The sequence below is a fragment of the Micromonospora sp. NPDC003776 genome (assembly GCF_053605645.1).
This window is the reverse complement of the sequence record NZ_JBSGJR010000023.1, coordinates 14562-31502: the sequence shown is the minus strand read 5'-3', so window position 1 is coordinate 31502 and position 16941 is coordinate 14562. Positions and strand designations below refer to the sequence as shown.

The 16941-nt window shown below is 75.3% G+C and carries 19 protein-coding genes; 13 read left to right on the top strand and 6 right to left on the bottom strand.

The genetic code is table 11. The annotated features are described in order from the left end of the window. The coding region (locus ACWEVO_RS04270; protein WP_452306127.1) for an asparaginase at nucleotides 1-174 on the top strand (174 nt) is incomplete at its 5' end. Between the two features lie 414 nt (nucleotides 175-588). Here the strand turns inward: ACWEVO_RS04270 and ACWEVO_RS04265 are convergent. Then, a complete protein-coding gene (locus tag ACWEVO_RS04265; RefSeq protein WP_452306126.1) occupies nucleotides 589-1383 on the bottom strand; it encodes an alpha/beta fold hydrolase in 795 nt (264 codons plus the stop codon). Nucleotides 1384-1498: 115 nt separating this feature from the next. On the opposite strand from ACWEVO_RS04265, the gene ACWEVO_RS04260 reads away from it, so the two are divergent. The 5 genes from ACWEVO_RS04260 to ACWEVO_RS04240 all read left to right on the top strand — a co-directional run bounded on the left by ACWEVO_RS04260 (nucleotide 1499) and on the right by ACWEVO_RS04240 (nucleotide 4840). Beyond that, nucleotides 1499-2116 (top strand): helix-turn-helix domain-containing protein, encoded by a 618-nt coding sequence (locus ACWEVO_RS04260; protein WP_452306124.1) that lies wholly within the window; start codon nucleotides 1499-1501, stop codon nucleotides 2114-2116. Then, nucleotides 2113-2811, top strand: coding sequence for a hypothetical protein (locus ACWEVO_RS04255; RefSeq protein WP_452306123.1), 699 nt, complete (start codon nucleotides 2113-2115; stop codon nucleotides 2809-2811). The genes ACWEVO_RS04260 and ACWEVO_RS04255 overlap by 4 nt, the downstream gene beginning before the upstream one ends. A 72-nt stretch (nucleotides 2812-2883) precedes the next feature. Further along, nucleotides 2884-3207: a DUF2516 family protein gene (locus tag ACWEVO_RS04250; RefSeq protein ID WP_452306122.1), complete on the top strand. Its 324-nt coding sequence runs from the start codon at nucleotides 2884-2886 to the stop codon at nucleotides 3205-3207. Further along, nucleotides 3204-4091, top strand: a complete 888-nt coding sequence (locus tag ACWEVO_RS04245; protein ID WP_452306121.1) for an alpha/beta fold hydrolase — start codon at nucleotides 3204-3206, stop codon at nucleotides 4089-4091. The genes ACWEVO_RS04250 and ACWEVO_RS04245 overlap by 4 nt, the downstream gene beginning before the upstream one ends. An 11-nt stretch (nucleotides 4092-4102) precedes the next feature. Next, entirely contained in the window at nucleotides 4103-4840 is a 738-nt protein-coding gene (locus tag ACWEVO_RS04240; protein WP_452306120.1) for an alanyl-tRNA editing protein, read from the top strand. A gap of 62 nt (nucleotides 4841-4902) precedes the next feature. On the opposite strand, the gene ACWEVO_RS04235 is transcribed toward ACWEVO_RS04240, so the two are convergent. The 3 genes from ACWEVO_RS04235 to ACWEVO_RS04225 all read right to left on the bottom strand — a co-directional run bounded on the left by ACWEVO_RS04235 (nucleotide 4903) and on the right by ACWEVO_RS04225 (nucleotide 7414). Next, complete coding sequence (locus ACWEVO_RS04235) at nucleotides 4903-6606, bottom strand: carboxylesterase/lipase family protein (RefSeq protein ID WP_452306119.1); 1704 nt, start codon at nucleotides 6604-6606, stop codon at nucleotides 4903-4905. Between the two features lie 112 nt (nucleotides 6607-6718). After that, on the bottom strand, nucleotides 6719-7012 hold the full coding sequence (locus ACWEVO_RS04230; RefSeq protein ID WP_452306118.1) for a hypothetical protein: 294 nt from the start codon (nucleotides 7010-7012) through the stop codon (nucleotides 6719-6721). 141 nt (nucleotides 7013-7153) lie between these two features. Next, nucleotides 7154-7414 carry a DNA polymerase beta superfamily protein gene (locus ACWEVO_RS04225; RefSeq protein ID WP_452306117.1) on the bottom strand — a complete coding sequence of 87 codons (261 nt, stop codon included), beginning with the start codon at nucleotides 7412-7414 and terminating at the stop codon, nucleotides 7154-7156. A gap of 67 nt (nucleotides 7415-7481) precedes the next feature. Here ACWEVO_RS04225 and ACWEVO_RS04220 point away from each other — a divergent pair, with 67 nt between their 5' ends. Further along, nucleotides 7482-8396, top strand: a complete 915-nt coding sequence (locus tag ACWEVO_RS04220) for an SDR family oxidoreductase (RefSeq protein WP_452306116.1) — start codon at nucleotides 7482-7484, stop codon at nucleotides 8394-8396. On the opposite strand, the gene ACWEVO_RS04215 is transcribed toward ACWEVO_RS04220, so the two are convergent. Next, complete coding sequence (locus tag ACWEVO_RS04215; protein ID WP_452306115.1) at nucleotides 8387-9376, bottom strand: helix-turn-helix transcriptional regulator; 990 nt, start codon at nucleotides 9374-9376, stop codon at nucleotides 8387-8389. The genes ACWEVO_RS04220 and ACWEVO_RS04215 overlap by 10 nt on opposite strands. Before the next feature lie 102 nt (nucleotides 9377-9478). Here ACWEVO_RS04215 and ACWEVO_RS04210 point away from each other — a divergent pair, with 102 nt between their 5' ends. The 6 genes from ACWEVO_RS04210 (at nucleotide 9479) to ACWEVO_RS04185 (ending at nucleotide 16013) form a co-directional block, all read left to right on the top strand. Continuing rightward, nucleotides 9479-10222: an ABC transporter ATP-binding protein gene (locus ACWEVO_RS04210; protein ID WP_452306114.1), complete on the top strand. Its 744-nt coding sequence runs from the start codon at nucleotides 9479-9481 to the stop codon at nucleotides 10220-10222. Further along, complete coding sequence (locus ACWEVO_RS04205; RefSeq protein ID WP_452306113.1) at nucleotides 10219-12756, top strand: FtsX-like permease family protein; 2538 nt, start codon at nucleotides 10219-10221, stop codon at nucleotides 12754-12756. The genes ACWEVO_RS04210 and ACWEVO_RS04205 overlap by 4 nt, the downstream gene beginning before the upstream one ends. 62 nt (nucleotides 12757-12818) lie before the next feature. Further along, nucleotides 12819-14045 (top strand): sensor histidine kinase, encoded by a 1227-nt coding sequence (locus ACWEVO_RS04200; protein WP_452306112.1) that lies wholly within the window; start codon nucleotides 12819-12821, stop codon nucleotides 14043-14045. Beyond that, nucleotides 14033-14677: a response regulator transcription factor gene (locus ACWEVO_RS04195; protein WP_452306111.1), complete on the top strand. Its 645-nt coding sequence runs from the start codon at nucleotides 14033-14035 to the stop codon at nucleotides 14675-14677. Before ACWEVO_RS04200 ends, ACWEVO_RS04195 begins: the two co-directional genes overlap by 13 nt. Nucleotides 14678-14701: 24 nt before the next feature. Continuing rightward, a complete protein-coding gene (locus tag ACWEVO_RS04190) occupies nucleotides 14702-15493 on the top strand; it encodes an EI24 domain-containing protein (RefSeq protein ID WP_452306110.1) in 792 nt (263 codons plus the stop codon). A 1-nt stretch (nucleotide 15494) separates the two neighbouring features. After that, nucleotides 15495-16013 carry an O-acetyl-ADP-ribose deacetylase gene (locus tag ACWEVO_RS04185; RefSeq protein WP_452306109.1) on the top strand — a complete coding sequence of 173 codons (519 nt, stop codon included), beginning with the start codon at nucleotides 15495-15497 and terminating at the stop codon, nucleotides 16011-16013. Here the strand turns inward: ACWEVO_RS04185 and ACWEVO_RS04180 are convergent. Beyond that, a complete protein-coding gene (locus ACWEVO_RS04180; RefSeq protein ID WP_452306108.1) occupies nucleotides 16006-16911 on the bottom strand; it encodes a GNAT family N-acetyltransferase in 906 nt (301 codons plus the stop codon). The two genes, ACWEVO_RS04185 and ACWEVO_RS04180, sit on opposite strands and share 8 nt — an antisense overlap. Between the last annotated feature and the right edge of the window lie 30 nt (nucleotides 16912-16941).

The following is a 16941-nucleotide window of genomic DNA, read 5'->3' as shown; positions in this document are numbered from 1 at the left end:
GGGGTCGGCGCGGTCGCACTGAAGATCGACGACGGGGCGGCGCGGGCCCGGATGCCGGTGCTGGTCGCGGCGCTGCGCCGGCTGGGCGTCGAGGCCCCGGTGCTGACGGAGTACGCCGACGTGCCGCTGCTCGGCGGCGGCCTCCCGGTCGGGGCGGTCCGCCCGGTCTGGTGACCGGCCCCGCCTTCCCAGAGCGTGGGAGGCGGCACCCCGGCGCATCCCGCCGGGCCGGCCCCGCTTGATCCACTCAGGATGCGGCAGGTCGCGGCATCCCGGCCCGGGATTGACCCCGTTCACCGCGACTCGCCGGACGGCTCGACCCGCGCCTCCCGCCTGAGCGGGAGGGTCGAGGGTCTCGCCGTCGTCGCCTTTGCTCTGCTTCACTCCACGCAACACATACGGCGCCCGAGTGTTGCGTCCGTTGAAGCAGAGCAAAGGCAGCGGGAAGGTGACGCCCGAGTGGCCGCGCGCGGCGCGCCGGGCCGGTTCGCGTTCCGCGAGACCGGCTCGCCACCCTGGTGCTGGCCGGCGCCAACAGTCACCCCGGAGTGCCCGGGGGCGACACCCGGCGGACGCCGGGGGCGACGGTCAGGGGAGGAAGTCGAGCAGGGCGGCATTGACCGGCTCGGGGCGCTCCAGCGGCAGCAGGTGCGCGGCGTCCGGGACGTCGGGCATGCGGACCCCGTGCGGGGCCTCGGCGGCGATGCGGTCGGCCAGCCGGCGGATGTCCCCGAGGTCGTCCACGCCGGTCCCGGTCAGCACGGGCATCCGCAGCTCACCGAGCCGGTCGATGGCGGGCGGGTCGAGCTCGCCCACCTCGACGGCGCTGAGCGCCTGCTCGGCGGCGAGCGCGCGCCGGTCCATCTCCTCGGCGAACCGGATCAGCTCCGGGTCGACGTCGGCCGGCTTCCGGGTCGGTCCGACCACCCAGAACCGCACCTCACCGTGCGCGGTGGCGGCGAAGTCCTCCGGGTCCACGTCGCCGACCAGTTCCTCCCAGAGCTGCTCGGTCTCCTCGGTCCACTCGTTGCCGGAGACCGGGGCGCCGAAGAGGGCGAGCGCGGAGACCCGCTCCGGGTACGCCAGCGCGGTGTCCACCGCGACCCGGCCGCCGAAGGAGCAGCCGACCAGGGCCGCCCGCGCGATGCCGAGGGCGTCCAGCAGCCCGACCACGTCGTCGTGGTGCGCGAAGGGTGCCGGCGGCAGCTCCGAGTCGCCGTAGCCGCGCAGGTCGAGGGCTATCACGCGGTGCCGGGCGGCGAGCGCGGGCAGCTGCTCCCGCCACATCCGCCGGTCGGCGATGCCGGCGTGCAGCAGCACCACCGGGCTCCCGCTGCCGGCCTCGTCGTACGCGAGCTGGGTGCCGTTGACCTCGATCTTCATCACGGGGGCACGGTACGGACCGCCCATCGGCTTCCGCAACCGCCTATCCGTGACATCGCTAACTCCGGCAAGCATTTTGCTTGCAGGAGCTAGCAGGGCGAGCTAGCGTGGAGTCATGGCCACTGGTAAGGACCTTCCCGACGTCGGCGGGTTCATTCGCGACCTGCGGCGTAACGCGAAGATTTCGCTGCGCCAGCTCGCCGAGCAGGCCGGCGTCAGCAACCCGTACCTCAGCCAGATCGAGCGCGGGCTGCGCAAGCCGAGCGCCGAGGTGCTCCAGCAGCTCGCCAGCGCCCTGCGCGTCTCCACCCCGGCGATGTACCTGCGGGCCGGCCTGCTGGACGACAAGGAGGGGCAGGGCGTGCTCGCGGCGATCGCCGTCGACCCCGAGCTGACCATGGCCCAGAAGCAGTCGCTGACCCAGATCTACGAGACGTTCCGCCGGGAGAACGCCCGGCTCGCCGAGGCGACCGCCGCTGCGCAGACGGCCACCGAGCCGGCCCCGGCCGAGGTCGCCGAGCCAGGGATCGCCCCGGAGGCCCCGGCCACCGCCACGCCGGCCGCGACCGGCCCCACGACGCCGGACGGCACCCCGACCGAGGCGGTCCTCGAGTCGGTCGCCGTCACCGAGGCGGGCGCCACGCCCGCCCCGACCACCGCCGCCCCCGAGGAGACGACCGCCCGTCCGGCGGTCCGCAAGGCCGCCGGTGCGGCCGAAGAGGAGAAGTCATGACCCAGCCGAAGACCAACCGCATTCCGGCCCCCGTCTACGCCGCCGCCGGCGCCGGCGAGCTGGCCCTCCAGCAGCTGCGCAAGCTCCCCACCGTGGTCACCGACCTGGGCACCCGGGTCGTCGCCGACCTGACCGGCAAGGCCGTCGTCACCGGCGTCGAGCTGCACCAGAAGGCGACCACCACGCTGAAGACCGCCAACCTGACCGCGGCCGGCCTGCGCGAGAAGGCCGTCCCGGCCGACCTCGATCTGGACAAGCTGCGCGAGGCCGCCACCCTGGACAAGCTGCGCGAGGCCGCCACCCGCAACGCCGCCACCCTGCTCACCGGGGCGCAGGCCGCTCAGGAGCGGGCCCTGGCCGGCGCCCAGGCCGCGCAGGCTCGCGCCCTGGCCGCGTACGCCGAGCTGGTCGCCCGCGGCGAGCGGGTCGTCGGCGCCGGGGTGCTGGAGGCCGCGGACACGGTGAACGCCGACATCGAGGCGACCGAGGCCGCGCCGGCCACCGAGGCCACCACGCAGCCGGCCGAGGCGCCGTCCCCGGTCGAGGTGGCCGAGGCCGTGGCGAGCAAGCCGGCCGCGGTGAAGCGGACCCGGGCCACCAAGGCCACCGCCGCCAAGGCCACCGCCGCGAAGCCGGCCACCCCGTCGGCCAAGCTGCCGAAGACCACGAAGCGGACCCGCCCCGCCGCCGAGTGAGTCGAATCTGGACCGGGACCCCGGACAGCGTCCTGTCGGACGTTTCCGGGGTCTCGGCATAAGCTTGCCGACATGGCCATTGCCGCGCCGATCTTCGCGTTTCATGTCACCGCCGTGATCGAGCTGATCCTGCTCGTCTTCGCCCTGGTCCTCGAGGCAGTGGCGTTGGTGCACGCGATCACCCAGCGCTCCGACGCGTTCCCCGCCATCGGCACCCTGCCGAAGGGCGGCTGGATCGCCATCCTGGCCGTCTGCATGCTGCTGACCTTGCCGTTCTTCGGCTTCGGTGGGGCGCTGAGCATCTTCGGGCTGGTCGGCATCGCCGCCGCCCTGATCTACCTGCTGGACGTCCGGGTCGGGCTGCGTGACCTGCACGACGGCCGAGGCTTCTGGTGAGAAGTTTCCGGTGGCCCCCGCCGCCGGACGGGGGCCCGCGCACCTGGGGCCCCGGCCCCGGGGGGCCGCGGACCGGCCGGCCGGCGCTGCCCGAGCCGGAGACCGAGCTGGTCACCACCCCGCACGGGGTACGGCTCGAGCGACTGGTCACCGGCACCGGTCAGCCGGTGACGGTGTTCGCGCACGGGCTGGGCAACGGCATCGCCACCACCCGTCCGTTCGGCAGCGCGGTCAGCGGGCGCAAGATTTTCTTCCAGTTCCGCGGGCACGGCAGGTCCGACTCGCCACCCGGCCCGTGGAGCTATCTGGACCTGGCCCGCGACCTGCGGGCGATCGCCGACCTCGGCGGTGCCAACCGGGCCTTCGGGGCCAGCCTGGGCGCGGGCGCGCTCTGCCGGCTGCTCGCCGAGAGCCCGGAACGCTTCGAGAAGCTGGTCTTCTTCCTGCCCGCGGTGCTCGACGAGCCGCGCGGCGAGGTGGCCCGGGCCCGGCTGACCGGCCTGCTGGACGCGGTCGCGGACGGGGACGCCTCGGCGTTGGCCGACGTGGTGTCGCTGGAGCTGCCGCCGTCGGTCCGCAACACCCCGGCCGGCTGGGCGTACCTGCGGCAGCGGCTGGACCAGCTGCTCCGGGACGGGCTCGCGCCGGGGCTGGTCAGCCTGCCGGAGCAGGCGCCGCTGCGCGACGCCGGGGCGCTCGCCCCGGTCACCGCGCCGGCGCTGGTCATCGCCTGCGCGGGGGACGACCTGCACCCGGTGCCGGTCGCCGAGCGGTTGGCCGCCGCGCTTCCGAACGCCACCCTGCACGTGTACGACCGGCCGGGCGTGCTCTGGACGGAACGCGCCGACCTGCGCGAGCGGATCTCCACGTTCCTGAACGGGTAACGTCCCCTGTCATGGGCGTCACACACCACGGCCGTACGCACCGCCTCGACCTCGCCGACCCCACCCTCCGGGAGTGGGCGTGCACCGTGCTGGCGGCCGATCCCGAGCAGGGCATCGTGCTGGACCGGTCGGCCTTCTACCCGGGCGGCGGCGGCCAGCCGCCGGACCACGGGGTGCTGCTCTGGCAGGGGGCGCAGACCCGGATCGTGGGCACCCGCAAGGGCGACGACCTCTGGCTGATCCCGGCCGAGGGTGATCCGCTGCCGCCGGCCGGCACCGCCGTCACGGGCGCGGTCGAGGACGACCGGCGGACGATGCTGATGCGTACCCACTCCGGGCTGCACGTGCTCTGCGGGGTGGTCTTCCGCGACTTCGGCGCGCTGGTCACCGGCGGCAACATGGAGCCCGGCGAGGCCCGGATGGACTTCAACCTCCCCGAGGTGCCGCCGGACTTCAAGAGCCGGATCGAGGAGCTGGTCAACGCCGAGGTGGCCGCGGACCGGGCGGTCGCCGTGCGGGTGCTGCCGCGGACCGAGGCGCTGGCCCTGCCGGACATCATCCGAACCCAGTCCAACCTGATCCCGCCGGACGAGCAGGAGGTCCGGATCGTCGACATCGTGGGGCTGGACGTGCAGGCCGACGGGGGCACCCACGTGGCCTCCACCGCGCAGATCGGCAAGATCCAGGTGGTCAAGGTGGAGAGCAAGGGCCGGGCCAACCGCCGGGTCCGGGTGCGCCTCGCCGACTGAGCGATGCGGCTCGTCGTGCCACGGGCCGAGGCACTGCGCCCCGGCCCGTGGTCCGTGGTTGCTCAGGGGTTGACCGAGCGCCAGAAGGCGTACTGGTGCGCGGCGGCTGGGTCGATGGTGCGGATGGCACCGGGGGCGAGGGCCAGCACTCGCTGGCCGCCGTACCGGGGCCAGGTCGGGGATCCGGGGCCGTTCGGGTCACCGCGGTGGGCGAACCGCGCCCAGTAGTCGATCATCTGAGCCCCGAGCCGGGTCTGCTCGTCGGTGAGGGGCTCGGCGTATCCGACGGTGAACAGGTACGGCAGTTCAGCCGTGTGGAAGGAGCCGAGCGGGAAGCTGGGCTGGTGCGCGCCGGTGAAGAACGGCGCCCGGTCGTCGACGAACTCGTAGCCGTAGGTCGGGGTGCGGCGGGCGAGCGCCGCTGCGGTGTCGAGCGTGGAGCGGACCCAGATCGAGTCGGTGAGGGCCGCGCCGAGGGCCTCGCTCGGCGACCCGTACGCGCTGGTCGGATAGCGTGCCGCCACGGCGTCGGCGGCGGCGCCGAATTCCTGGTCGAGCTGCTCGCGGTAGCCGGCCTCGGTCAGCGGGCACTCGTTCGGATGGTCCGGCAGTGCGGGCACCCCGGGGGCGCAGTTGGCCCCGGACACCTCCATGCCCCAGACGCGCAGGCGCTCCTCGTCGCGGTTGTAGCCGTGCATCACCGGCACCCGGTGGAAGCGGCCGATGGCGAGCGCCTCGGCGGGGTCGACGGGCAGCACGGGACCACCCAGCACGGGACCGAGATCGGGCCGGGATGCCGTGGCGGCCAGCAACTCGTCCACCGACCTGGCGCGCAGGCAGCTCGCGGCGGCGGCCGGGTCGGGGCAGCCGAGCGACCCGGCCAGCGCCAGGCCCTCCTGCTCGGCCACCCTCCTCGGCCGCGGCGCCGACGTGGTGGCCGGAGTCCAACCGCTCGTGCACGGCCCGCTCTGCATGATCACCTTGTCGAACAGGCCCGCCGAGGCGGGGGAGGCGAGGTGGGCGCAGCTGCTGAAGCTGCCGGCCGACTGTCCGAACAGGGTGACGTTGCGCGGGTCGCCGCCGAAGGCCGCGGCGTTGCGGCGTACCCACCGCAGGGCGGCTTGCTGGTCCTGCAGGCCGAAGTTGCCCGATTGATCGGTGCCGGCGTCGAACGCGGGGTGGGCGAGGAAGCCGAGCGCGCCGAGCCGGTAGTTGACCGACACGACGATGACGTCGCCCCGGGTCACCAGCGACAGGGGGCGGTAGATGTCTCCGGCGCCGTAGGTGAGGCTGCCGCCGTGCAGCCACACCATCACCGGCAGCGGCCTGCCGCTGTGGCGTGGCGTGGTCACGTTGACGAACAGGCAGTCCTCGGCGGTGCTCGGGCGGCCCATCGGGATGCCCGCCGGCTGGGCGCAGGCGTTCCCGGGCCGGCTGGCGTCCCGGACGCCCGTCCAGGGCTGAGCCGGCTGCGGGGCCTTCCAGCGCAGGTCACCGACCGGCGGGGCGGCGTAGGGGATCCCCTCGAAGGAGCGGTAGCTGTCGGTGACCAGGCCGCGCACCGGACCGCTCTCGGTCCGTACGACGGCGGGCGCGCGGTCGGAGGTTGCCGGGCGGGCCGCGGCCGGTGGCCCGGTGAGGGTGGCGGCCACGCCGATCACGCCCGCTACGGCGGCAGCGGTGAGCAGGACGCGCCGCACGCGGCGGGCGTTGGGTGAACCGGAGCGGGCCGGCCGGACGTCCGGTGTGTGGATCATGTCTGGCATGCCTTGATCGAACGCCTTCCGCCCCCGCCGGGCAGGGGTGGCACGACCCGGGGCAGGGTGGTGCCAGCACCCCTGGTGGCAGCGGATCGCGGGTCAGCGCGGCCGCCGGCGGTCAGCGGGCGAGCGGCTCCGGCGGCAGGTGGGCGGCCCGGACGTCGAGCAGCCAGCGCTCCACGGCCTCCTCGTCCGGCCGGTCCGGCAGCGGGGTGCGGATCCGGTCGAAGTCCCGCTCGGCCGCCGCGACCAGCGCCTCCGCCTCGTCCAGCGCCCCGCCCGCGACCCGCTCGCCGAATGCCCGGAACCACTCCGGGTCGGCCAGCCGGATCTCCAGCACCCCGGTCGCGTAGAGCACCCGTCCCTGGTGCAGCAGCCGGGCCAGGTGCCGGGCGTGCTTCGCCGACCGCAACCGCCCGCCGACGGACGCGTCCCGGGTGGTGAGCTTGCGGAACTGCTGGGTGGCGTAGCCGAGGTAGGCGTCCCGGACCCGGGGCGCGCTGAGGAAGGCCGAGCGGATCGCGATCAGCCGCTCGCCGAACCCGGTCCGGGTCTAGTAGCACTCGTCCGGCAGCCACAGGAGCTCAGTGGCCGTCGGGTTGCCGCTCAACGCCAGGAGGGCGTACTTCCTCGCCTCGTGCAGGGTCACGTCCGGGTCGGTGGTGACCACCGACTCCTTGGGCGGGTGCAGGCCGCGGAAGGCCACCGTGGGGGCCGCGAAGACGCCGAGCCGGTCCACGTCCGAGTCGGGGCCGGCCAGCCCGTACGCGACCGAGCCGACGATGCCGGAGAGCAGCAGGTGCATGCCGGCCATGATGGCGGATCGGGATCACCCGGAAAACCGGACTTCGACTGTCAGGTATCGGTGACACGGTGGGGACATGACGAAACCGCTGACAGGAAAGATCGCGCTCGTCGCCGGGGCGACCCGGGGCGCCGGCCGGCAGATCGCCGTCCAGCTCGGCGCCGCCGGGGCCACGGTCTACGCGACCGGCCGGACCACCCGGGAGCGCCGCTCCGAGCTGGACCGGCCGGAGACCATCGAGGAGACCGCCGAGCTGGTCACCGCGGCCGGCGGCACCGGCATCGGGGTCGCGGTCGACCACCTCGACCGGGACCAGGTACGCCGCCTGGTCGAGCGGATCGACGCCGAGCAGGGCCGGCTGGACGTGCTGGTGAACGACATCTGGGGTGCCGATCCGCTGATCACCTGGGAGAAGCCGGTCTGGGAGCAGCCCCTCGACGCCGGCTTCCGTACCCTGCGGCTGGCCGTGGACACCCACATCATCACCAGCCACTACGCGCTGCCGCTGCTGATCCGCAACCCGGGCGGCCTGGTCGTCGAGATCGGTGACGGCACCAAGGAGTACAACGACGGCGCCTACCGGCTCTCGGTCTTCTACGACCTGGCCAAGGTGTCGGTGAACCGGCTCGCCTTCACCCAGGCGCACGAGCTGGCCCCGCACGGCTGCACCGCCGTCGCGCTCACCCCCGGCTGGCTGCGCTCGGAGGCGATGCTGGAGCACTTCGGGGTCACCGAGGCCAACTGGCGCGACGGCGCGGCGAAGGAGCCGCACTTCGTCATGTCGGAGACGCCGGCCTTCGTCGGGCGCGCGGTGGCCGCCCTGGCCGCCGATCCGGACCGGGCCCGCTGGAACGGCGAGTCCGTCGACGCCGGCAGCCTCGCCCAGGTGTACGGCTTCACCGACCTCGACGGCACCCGCCCGCACTTCCTCCGCTACCACGAAGAGGTGATCAAGCCCGGCAAGCCGGCGGACGACAGCGGCTACCGCTGACCCTCCGGCCCCGCGTCGTACAGCGCCGCCGCACGGCGGGCCGCCTCGGCGAACCGCGCCCGCAGCTCCGGCGGGTCCAGCACCTCGACCTCCGGCCCGAGCCGGAGCAGCACGTCGTACGCCACCGGGACGGACTCGACGGGCAGCCGGGTCACCACCCACCCCTGCCCGTCGGGTTCGCCCGCCCCGGCCACCGCCTCCTCGTACGCGAAGGGGGCCTCGGCCACGTGCCGGAGCGCGCGCAGGCCGGCGGGGCTGAGCCGGACGGTGACCTCGGCGCGCAGCATGCTCCGCAGAAACGCCTCCGCCTGCTCCCGCCAGTACGCGCCCAGGTCGAAGCCCTCGTCCCGGTCGAAGGTGTCCGCGCCCGCCGTGACGCCGACCACCCGGTCCACCCGGTAGGTCCGGTAGCCGTCGCCGACCCGGCCGACCAGATACCAGACCCCGCTCTTCAGCACCAGCCCGTACGGCTGCACCGTGCGGGTCACCTCGCGCTCGCCGCGCCGGTAGCGCAGCTCGACCACCCGGTCCCGCCAGACCGCGCGGGCCAGCTCGGCCAGCCACGGCGGCGGGGTGGACTCCCGGAACCAGCCCGGCACGTCCAGGTGGAACCGCTGCCCGGTGCGGGCGGGCGCGTCCCGCAGGCTCGGCGGCAGCGCGGCGAGCACCTTCAGCTCGGCGGCGGCCACCGCGTCGGCCAGTCCCATGTCGCCGGCCGGGCCGGGCAGCCCGGCCAGGAAGAGCGCCTCCGCCTCGTCCCGGGTCAGCCCGGTGAGCCGGGTCCGGTAGCCGCCGAGCAGGCGGTAGCCGCCGGTTCGGCCCCGGTCCGCGTACACCGGCACGCCGGCGGCGGAGAGCGCCAGCACGTCCCGGTAGACGGTGCGCTCGGAGACCTCCAGCTCGCGGGCCAGCTCGGTCGCGGTCATCGTCTCCCGCGACTGGAGCAGCAGGATCAACGAGATCAGCCGGGACGCGCGCACCCGACCATCCTGCCCCGCGCCGGCCACGGTAGGGCTGTCCCCACCCTGGAGATACGAGGTGACCGTGTGTCGGCCGGGCCGCCCGGTGACGAGGCTGAGGACATGCGAATTCAGGGAACGGGGCGGCCGGTCGTCGAGCTGGTCGACGTGGTGCGGAGGTACGCCGGCGGCAGCGGGACACCGGCGCTGGCCGGGGTCACGGTCGCGTTCGGGGCGGGGACGTTCAGCGCGGTCATGGGGCCGTCCGGGTCGGGGAAGTCCACCCTGCTCCAGTGCGCCGCCGGGCTGGACCGGCCGGACGGCGGCCAGGTGCGCCTCGCCGGGCAGGACCTCGGGACGCTGCGCGAGCCGAAGCTCACCGAGGCCCGCCGCCGACGGGTGGGCTTCGTGTTCCAGTCGTACAACCTGATGGAGTCGCTGACGGTGTGGCAGAACGTGCTGCTGCCGCAGCGGCTCGCCGGGACCCGGCCGGACCGGGCGTGGGCCCGGGAGGTGCTGCACCGGGTGGGTCTCGCCGGGCGGGAGAAGGACCGCCCCGGGCAGCTCTCCGGCGGGCAGCGGCAACGGGTCGCGCTGGCCCGGGCGCTCGCCGCCCGGCCGGAGGTCATCTTCGCCGACGAGCCGACCGGGGCACTCGACCTCGGCGCCGGTCGCGAGGTGCTCACGCTGCTGCGCGAGGCGGTGGACGAACTGCGTACCGCGGTGGTGATGGTGACCCACGACCCGGCGGCGGCCGCCTGGGCCGACCGGGTCGTCTTCCTCGCCGACGGCCGGGTCGTCGACGAGCTGGCCGGCCCGACCGTCGAGACGGTGGCCGCGCGGATGACGGCGGTGACGACCGCATGATCCGCCTGGCGATCGGTACCCTGCGCCGCCACCGGGGCGCCTACCTCGGCACCTTCCTCGCCGCGCTGCTCGCCGTGGCGCTGCTGGCCGGGGCTGGCCTGCTGCTCTTCTCGGTGCTGACCGCGACCCCGCCGGCCGACCGGTTCGCCGCCACCACGGCGGTGGTCTCCGGCGCCCGCGAGGTCACCCTCACCACCACGAAGGAGAAGCACAAGAAGGGCAAGAACAAGACCAAGACCAAGGTGAAGACCGAACGGCTCAGCGGGGCGGGGACGCTGCCCGCCGACCTCACGACCCGCCTCGCCGGGCTGCCCGGGGTGGCGGGCGTCGTGCCCGACGTGGCCTTTCCCGTCGCGCTGACCACCGCCGCCGGGCGGCCGGTGCGCGGTGCCGACGCCGCCCCGGTGATCGGCCACGGCTGGTCGTCGGCCGCGCTCACCCCGTACCGGTTGCGCGCCGGACGCGCCCCGGCGGCCGGCGAGGTGGTCGTCGACGCCGACCTGGCCGCCCGCGGCGACCTCGCCGTCGGCGACCGGCTCCGGATCACCACCCGCACCGGGGTACGGACCCTGCGGCTGGCCGGCGTCGCCGCCCCCGCCGGTCGGGACGGGCTGCCCGCCCAGGGCGCGCTCTTCCTCGCCGACGGCGAGGTGGCCGCGGTGTCCGGACTGGCCGGCCCCACCGCCGTCGCGGTCCTCGCCGAGCCGGGCGCCGACCGGACGGCCCTGCTCGCGGCGGTCCGGGCCCGGGCCGGCGGTGCGCCGGTACTGACCGGGGTCGACCGGGTCCGGGCCGACCTGCCGGGGGCGCTGCCCGACTACCTCGGGCCGATCTCCGTCTTCGGCTTCACCATCGGGATCACCGCCTTCGCTGCGATCTTCGTGCTCACCGGCACCGTGGCGTTGGGCGTCCGGCAGCGGCTGCGCGAACTGGCCCTGCTGCGCACCATCGGGGCGACCCCGCGCCAGCTGCGGCGGCTGCTCGGCGTGGAGAGCCTGGTGCTCGCCGCCGTCGCCGCGCTGCCGGGACTGCCGCTCGGCGTGCTCGTGGCCCACCTGGTGGCGGCCCGGTTCCGGCACCTCGGGGTGGTGCCCGCCCAGTTCACCGTGCGGGTCAACCCGGTCGTGCTACTGCTCGCCGGGGGCGCCGGGGCGCTCGTCACCCTGGTCGCCGCCCGGTTCGCCGGCCGCCGTGCGGTACGGGTCGCCCCGGCCCAGGCGCTCGCCGAGACCGTCGTCGCGCCGCGCGGCGGGATGGCGGCCCGGGGTGCCGTGGCCCTGGTCGCGGCGGCCGGGGCGGTCGCCGTGCTGACCTTCGTGCCGCTCGGTGGCCCGTTCGGCATGGGCATGACCTTCATCTCCTCCGCGCTGCTGCTCTGCGCGGTCGCCGCTCTCGGCCCGCTGCTGGTCCGGCTGGTCTCCGCGGTGCCGGGCCGGCTCAGCGCCGGCACCGGTGCGGCGGGCTGGCTGGCCGCCGCCACCACCCGGGTGGAGGCCCGCCGCACCGCGGCGGTGGCCGTGCCTCTGGTGCTGATGTTCGCGATCAACGCGCCGCTGCTGCTCAACGGTGACTTGCTCACCCGGCTGGCCGGCGACCAGCAGGCGCAGCGGCTGACCGGAGCGGACACCCTGGTCACCGGGGCGGTCGGCCTGCCGCTCGGCACCGCCGAACGGGTGGCCACGCTGCCTGGCGTCACCGGTGCGGTGGCGACCATCCCCACCCGGGTGGTGCTCGCCCAGCACGGCAAGCCCCAGGACTACGCCGCCCAGGGCGTGCTCCGCACCGGTTCGGACGGCGCGCTCGACCTGGCCGTCGAGGCCGGTGCCCTGGCCGGGGACGGAACGTTCGCGGCGAGCGGCGACCTGGCCGACGCGTACCGCTGGCGGCTCGGCGACGAGGTGCCGATCTGGCTCGCCGACGGGGAACAGGTCGCCCTGCGCCTCTCCGCCCGCTACACCCGGCACCGCGGGTTCGGCGAGCTGACCCTGCCGGCCGGCCTGGTCGCCGCGCACGACCCGCGTGGACTGGTCACCATGGTCGCCCTGCGGGACTCCGACGGCGCGGTCGCCGAACGGATCCGGCAGCACTGGCCCGAGCTGCGGGTGGTGCCGACCGCGGCGGCGAACCGCACCGACGACGGCAACCAGCAGGGCGCGTGGGAGCTGCTGGTGGTGGTGTCGCTGGGCTTCACGGCGATCGCGGTGGTGAACACCTTCGCCATCTCGGCCGCCGCCCGCCGCCGGGAGTTCACGGACCTGCGGCTGGCCGGCGCGACCGGCCGGCAGGTGCACCGCCTGGTGGATCGGGAGGCGCTGATCACCGTGCTGGCCGCGCTGGTCCTGGGCGTCGCCGTCACCAGCGCCGTGGTCGTCCCGTTCAGCCTCGCCCAGGACGGCGTCCTCCGGCTGGTGGTGGCCCCCGGGACGTACCTGACGCTGCTCGGTGGGGTGGCCGGGCTGGGGCTGCTCGCCGGCGCGCTGCCCGTCCGGCTCGTGCAACGGCGGCGTGACCTGCCGGCCCTGGGCGACCGGTGATCTTCCGCTCGCGGACCGCCGCCGGTACGCCGGTGGCGGTCCGGCCCGCTACGATCCGCCGCGTGACGACGGCGACCGCCCGGAGCCTCGGGTACCTGGCGGCCGGGATCCTGGCCGGCGCCGCCGGATTCGCCTGGACCGTGGCCGCGCTGCTCGCCGTCGGCCTGCTCGCGGTGACCCAGCTCGGCGGCCCGGCGTTCCTCGGGGCCGCCTGGGTCACCCGCCGGCTCGCCGCCGTGGAGCGTCGGCGGGTCGGCTGGGTCCTCGGCCGGCCGCTGGACGAGCCGTACGAGCCGGCCGCGCCGGGCACGGTACGCGAACGGGTCGCCCAGGTGGCCCGGCAGCCGGCCACCTGGCGGGACCTGGCGTGGCTGGCGGTGTCCTTCCCGCTGGGCCTGGTGAGCGGGGTGGCCGGCCTGGTGGTGACCGCCGTCCTGCTGGGCGCGGTGGCCGCCCCCGCCTGGCTCTGGGCGGTGCCCAACCCCCGGGCGCCGTGGCTGCTGCGACCGCTGCTCACCACCACCCCGGGCCGGTTCGCCCTCACCGCCCTCGGGCTGCTGTTGCTGCCGGTCGGTGCCGCGCTGGTCCGGCGGTTGGCCGCCGCGGTGACCACCGCCGCACGCGCCCTGCTGGCCCCTGGGGCGCACCTGCGGCTGGTGCGGGAGGCCGCCCGGCTGGCGGAGACCCGCTCCCGGGTGGTCGACGCGCAGGCCGCCGAGCTGCGCCGGATCGAACGCGACCTGCACGACGGCGCCCAGGCCCGGATCGTGGCCGCCGGCATGACCCTGGCGCTCGCCGCCCGGAAGCTGCGTGCCGACGGGGGACCCGCCCGGTCCGACGTGGACCTGGCCCGCCGGCAGCTCGACGACGCGCTCGCCGAACTGCGCCGGCTCGTCCGCGGCATCCACCCGCCGATCCTCACCGACCGGGGCCTGCACGCCGCCCTGGCCGCGCTGGCCGCGGACAGCCCGCTCGCCGTCCAGCTGCGCGGCGACCCGGCCGGACGCTACCCGGCGGCGGTGGAGTCGGCGGCCTACTTCGTCGTCGCCGAAGGGCTGGCGAACGCGGGCAAGCATGCCGAGGCGTCCCGGTGCAGCATCCTGCTGACCCGTACCGCCGGCGCGCTGGCGGTGACCCTGACCGACGACGGCCGGGGCGGCGCCGACCCCACCGGCGGCGGGCTCGACGGCCTGCGTCGCCGCGTCGAGGCCCTGGACGGGACGCTGACCCTGACCAGTCCACCGGGCGGCCCGACCGTCCTGCACGCGGAGTTGCCATGCGCATCGTGATCGCCGAAGACCTGCTGCTCCTGCGCGACGGGCTGGTGCGGCTGCTCACCGACACCGGCCACCAGGTGGTGGCCGCGGTGGACAACGCCGACGACCTGGTCGAGGCCGTCGAGCGGCACCGGCCGGACCTGTCCCTGGTGGACGTCCGGCTGCCGCCCGGCTTCCGGGACGAGGGGTTGCGCGCCGCGCTCCGGCTGCGGGCGGACGGCCGGGACGTCCGGGTGCTGATCCTGTCCCAGTACGTCGAGCGGGCGTACGCGGCCGACCTGCTCGCCGACGGCCGGGGCGGGGTGGGTTACCTGCTGAAGGACCGGGTGACCGCGCTCGACGACTTCCTGGACGCGGTGGACCGGGTGGCGGCCGGCGGGACCGTGATGGACCCCGAGGTGGTACGCCAGCTCTTCACCCGCAACAGCCGGCGTTCCGGGGTGGACGCGCTGACCCCGCGCGAACGCGAGGTGCTGGGGCTGATGGCGCAGGGCATGTCGAACTCGGCGATCTGTGCGGCGCTGGTGCTCGCCCCGGTGAGCGTGGAGAAGCACATCACCAACATCTTCACCAAGCTCGACCTGCCGCCCGCCGACGACGCGCACCGCCGGGTACGGGCCGTGCTCGCGTACCTGAACGGCTGATCCGCCCCGCTAGGCTCTCCGGTCGTGGACGCACCCCGCCTCGCCGCGCCCGTGACCGGCGCCGTCACCCGCTTCCTCGCCGGCGCCGGCCTGCTGCTGCGCGGCCTCGCCCTCTACGTCCGCAGCCCCGGGCTGATGCTGCTGGGGATCGTGCCGGCGCTGATCTCCGGGGCGCTCTTCGTCGCCGCCTTCGCCACCCTGCTGTACTTCGTGGACGAGCTGGCCGCGCTGGTCACCCCGTTCGCGGACGACTGGTCGAGCACCTGGCGGGGACTGATTCGGGTGATCGCCGGGCTGGCCGTGGTGGGGCTGGCCGGGCTGCTCGGGGTGCTCACCTTCACCGCGGTCACCCTGGCCATCGGCGACCCCTTCTACGAGAAGATCTCCGAGCGGGTGGAGGACCGGCTGGGTGGCACCCCGGGCGCGGTCGAGGTGCCCTTCTGGGCCTCGCTGCGGCGCAGCGTCGCCGACTCGCTGCGACTGGTGGCGATCTCCGCGCTGGTCGGCGTACCCCTCTTCGCGGCCGGCTTCCTCCCGGTGGTGGGCCAGACGGTCGTCCCGGTGATCGGAGCGCTGGTGGGTGGCTGGTTCCTCGCCCTGGAGCTGGCCGGCGCGCCCTTCTACCGGCGTGGCATGCGGCTGCCGGACCGCCGGTCGATACTCAAGGCGGACCGGCCGACCACCCTCGGCTTCGGGGTGGCCGTCTTCGTCTGCTTCCTGATCCCGCTCGGCGCGGTGCTGGTCATGCCGGCCGCCGTCGCCGGGGCCACCCTGCTGGCCCGCCGGTCCCTGGGGCAGCCCGTCGAGGAGGGGTGACATGGAGATCCTGCTGGTCGAGGGGGACATCACCGTCCAGCCGATCGACGCGATCGTCAACGCGGCGAACTCCTCGCTGCTCGGCGGCGGCGGGGTGGACGGCGCGATCCACCGCCGGGGCGGCCCGGCGATCCTGGCGGCGTGCCGGGCCCTGCGCGCCTCCCGCTACGGCAAGGGGCTGCCGACCGGTCAGGCCGTCGCCACCACCGCCGGCAACCTGCCGGCCCGCTGGGTGATCCACACGGTGGGGCCGGTCTTCTCCGCCCGGGAGGACCGGTCGGCGCTGCTGCGCGCCTGCTACGCCAACAGCCTGGCGGTCGCCGACGAGCTGGGCGCGATGGCGGTCGCCTTCCCGCTGATCTCCGCCGGGGTCTACGGCTGGCCGGTCGAGGACGCCGTCCACCAGGCGCTGACCGTGCTGCACGGGGCCACCCCGCAGCACGTCACCGAGGCCCGGCTGGTGCTCTTCGGCGCCGAGACGTACGCGCTCGCGGCGCGGGTCGCCGCCGGGTTCAGCTGAGCGGGCGCCGGCAGGACCACTGGCTGTCCACCGGCCGGTAGCCGAGCCGGGCGTTGATGGCCAGCATCGGCGCGTTCGCCTCGTCGTTCGAGGTGTACGCGGTGCGTACCCCGGCCGCCGCGGCGCGGTGCAGCGCGGCCTGCTTGGTCAGCCGGGCCAGACCTCGGCCGCGGTGTCCCGGCACGGTGCCGGTGAAGTCCGACCACATCCGGTCGCCGTCCCGCTTGACCAGGCTGAGGGCGACCACCTCGCCGTCCACCTCGGCGACCGTGCTGGCCTCCCGGTCCAGTCCCGGGTTGTCCCAGACCTCGTGGTGCCAGAGGTCGTAGCCGAGCACGTCCGTCGGGACGTCGCCCGGCTCGTCCAACGACGACTCGGCGTCCGCCCGGTGGATCCGGCGCGGGTCGAGCCCGGCGGCCGGCAGCAGCCGTACGCCCGGCGGCGGCTCGGGCATCGGCGGGGCGGGCAGGAGGTCGAGCGCCGAGTAGCGCAGCTCGCGGCTGGGCGTGAAGCCGTGCCGCTCGGCGAACGGCAGGGACTCGGCGCGGGAGTGGGTGAGCACCCGGGTCGCCCCGATCGTCCGCAGGTGGCCGAGCGCGGCGTCGAGAAGGGCGGTGCCGATGCCCCGGAGCCGGTGCGCCGGGTGCACGTGCAGGGTGGAGATCTCGCCCACGCCCGGCGTCGAGGTCTGCGTGTTGCGGTACGCCGATGCCCAGCCGACCACCTGCCCGTCCGCCTCCGCCGCCCAGGCCGTCCAGTCCTCGTTGGGCGGCGGCTGGGCGATCATGCGGGCGGTGGACTCGACCCCGCGCACCAGATACGGGAAGACGAGGGCTCGCAGCGCCACGACGGCGGACGCGTCCTCCGGACGGGCGGGGCGGATCAGGGCATCGGTCACCGGCCGACCCTAGATGCCGTCATACGCCAC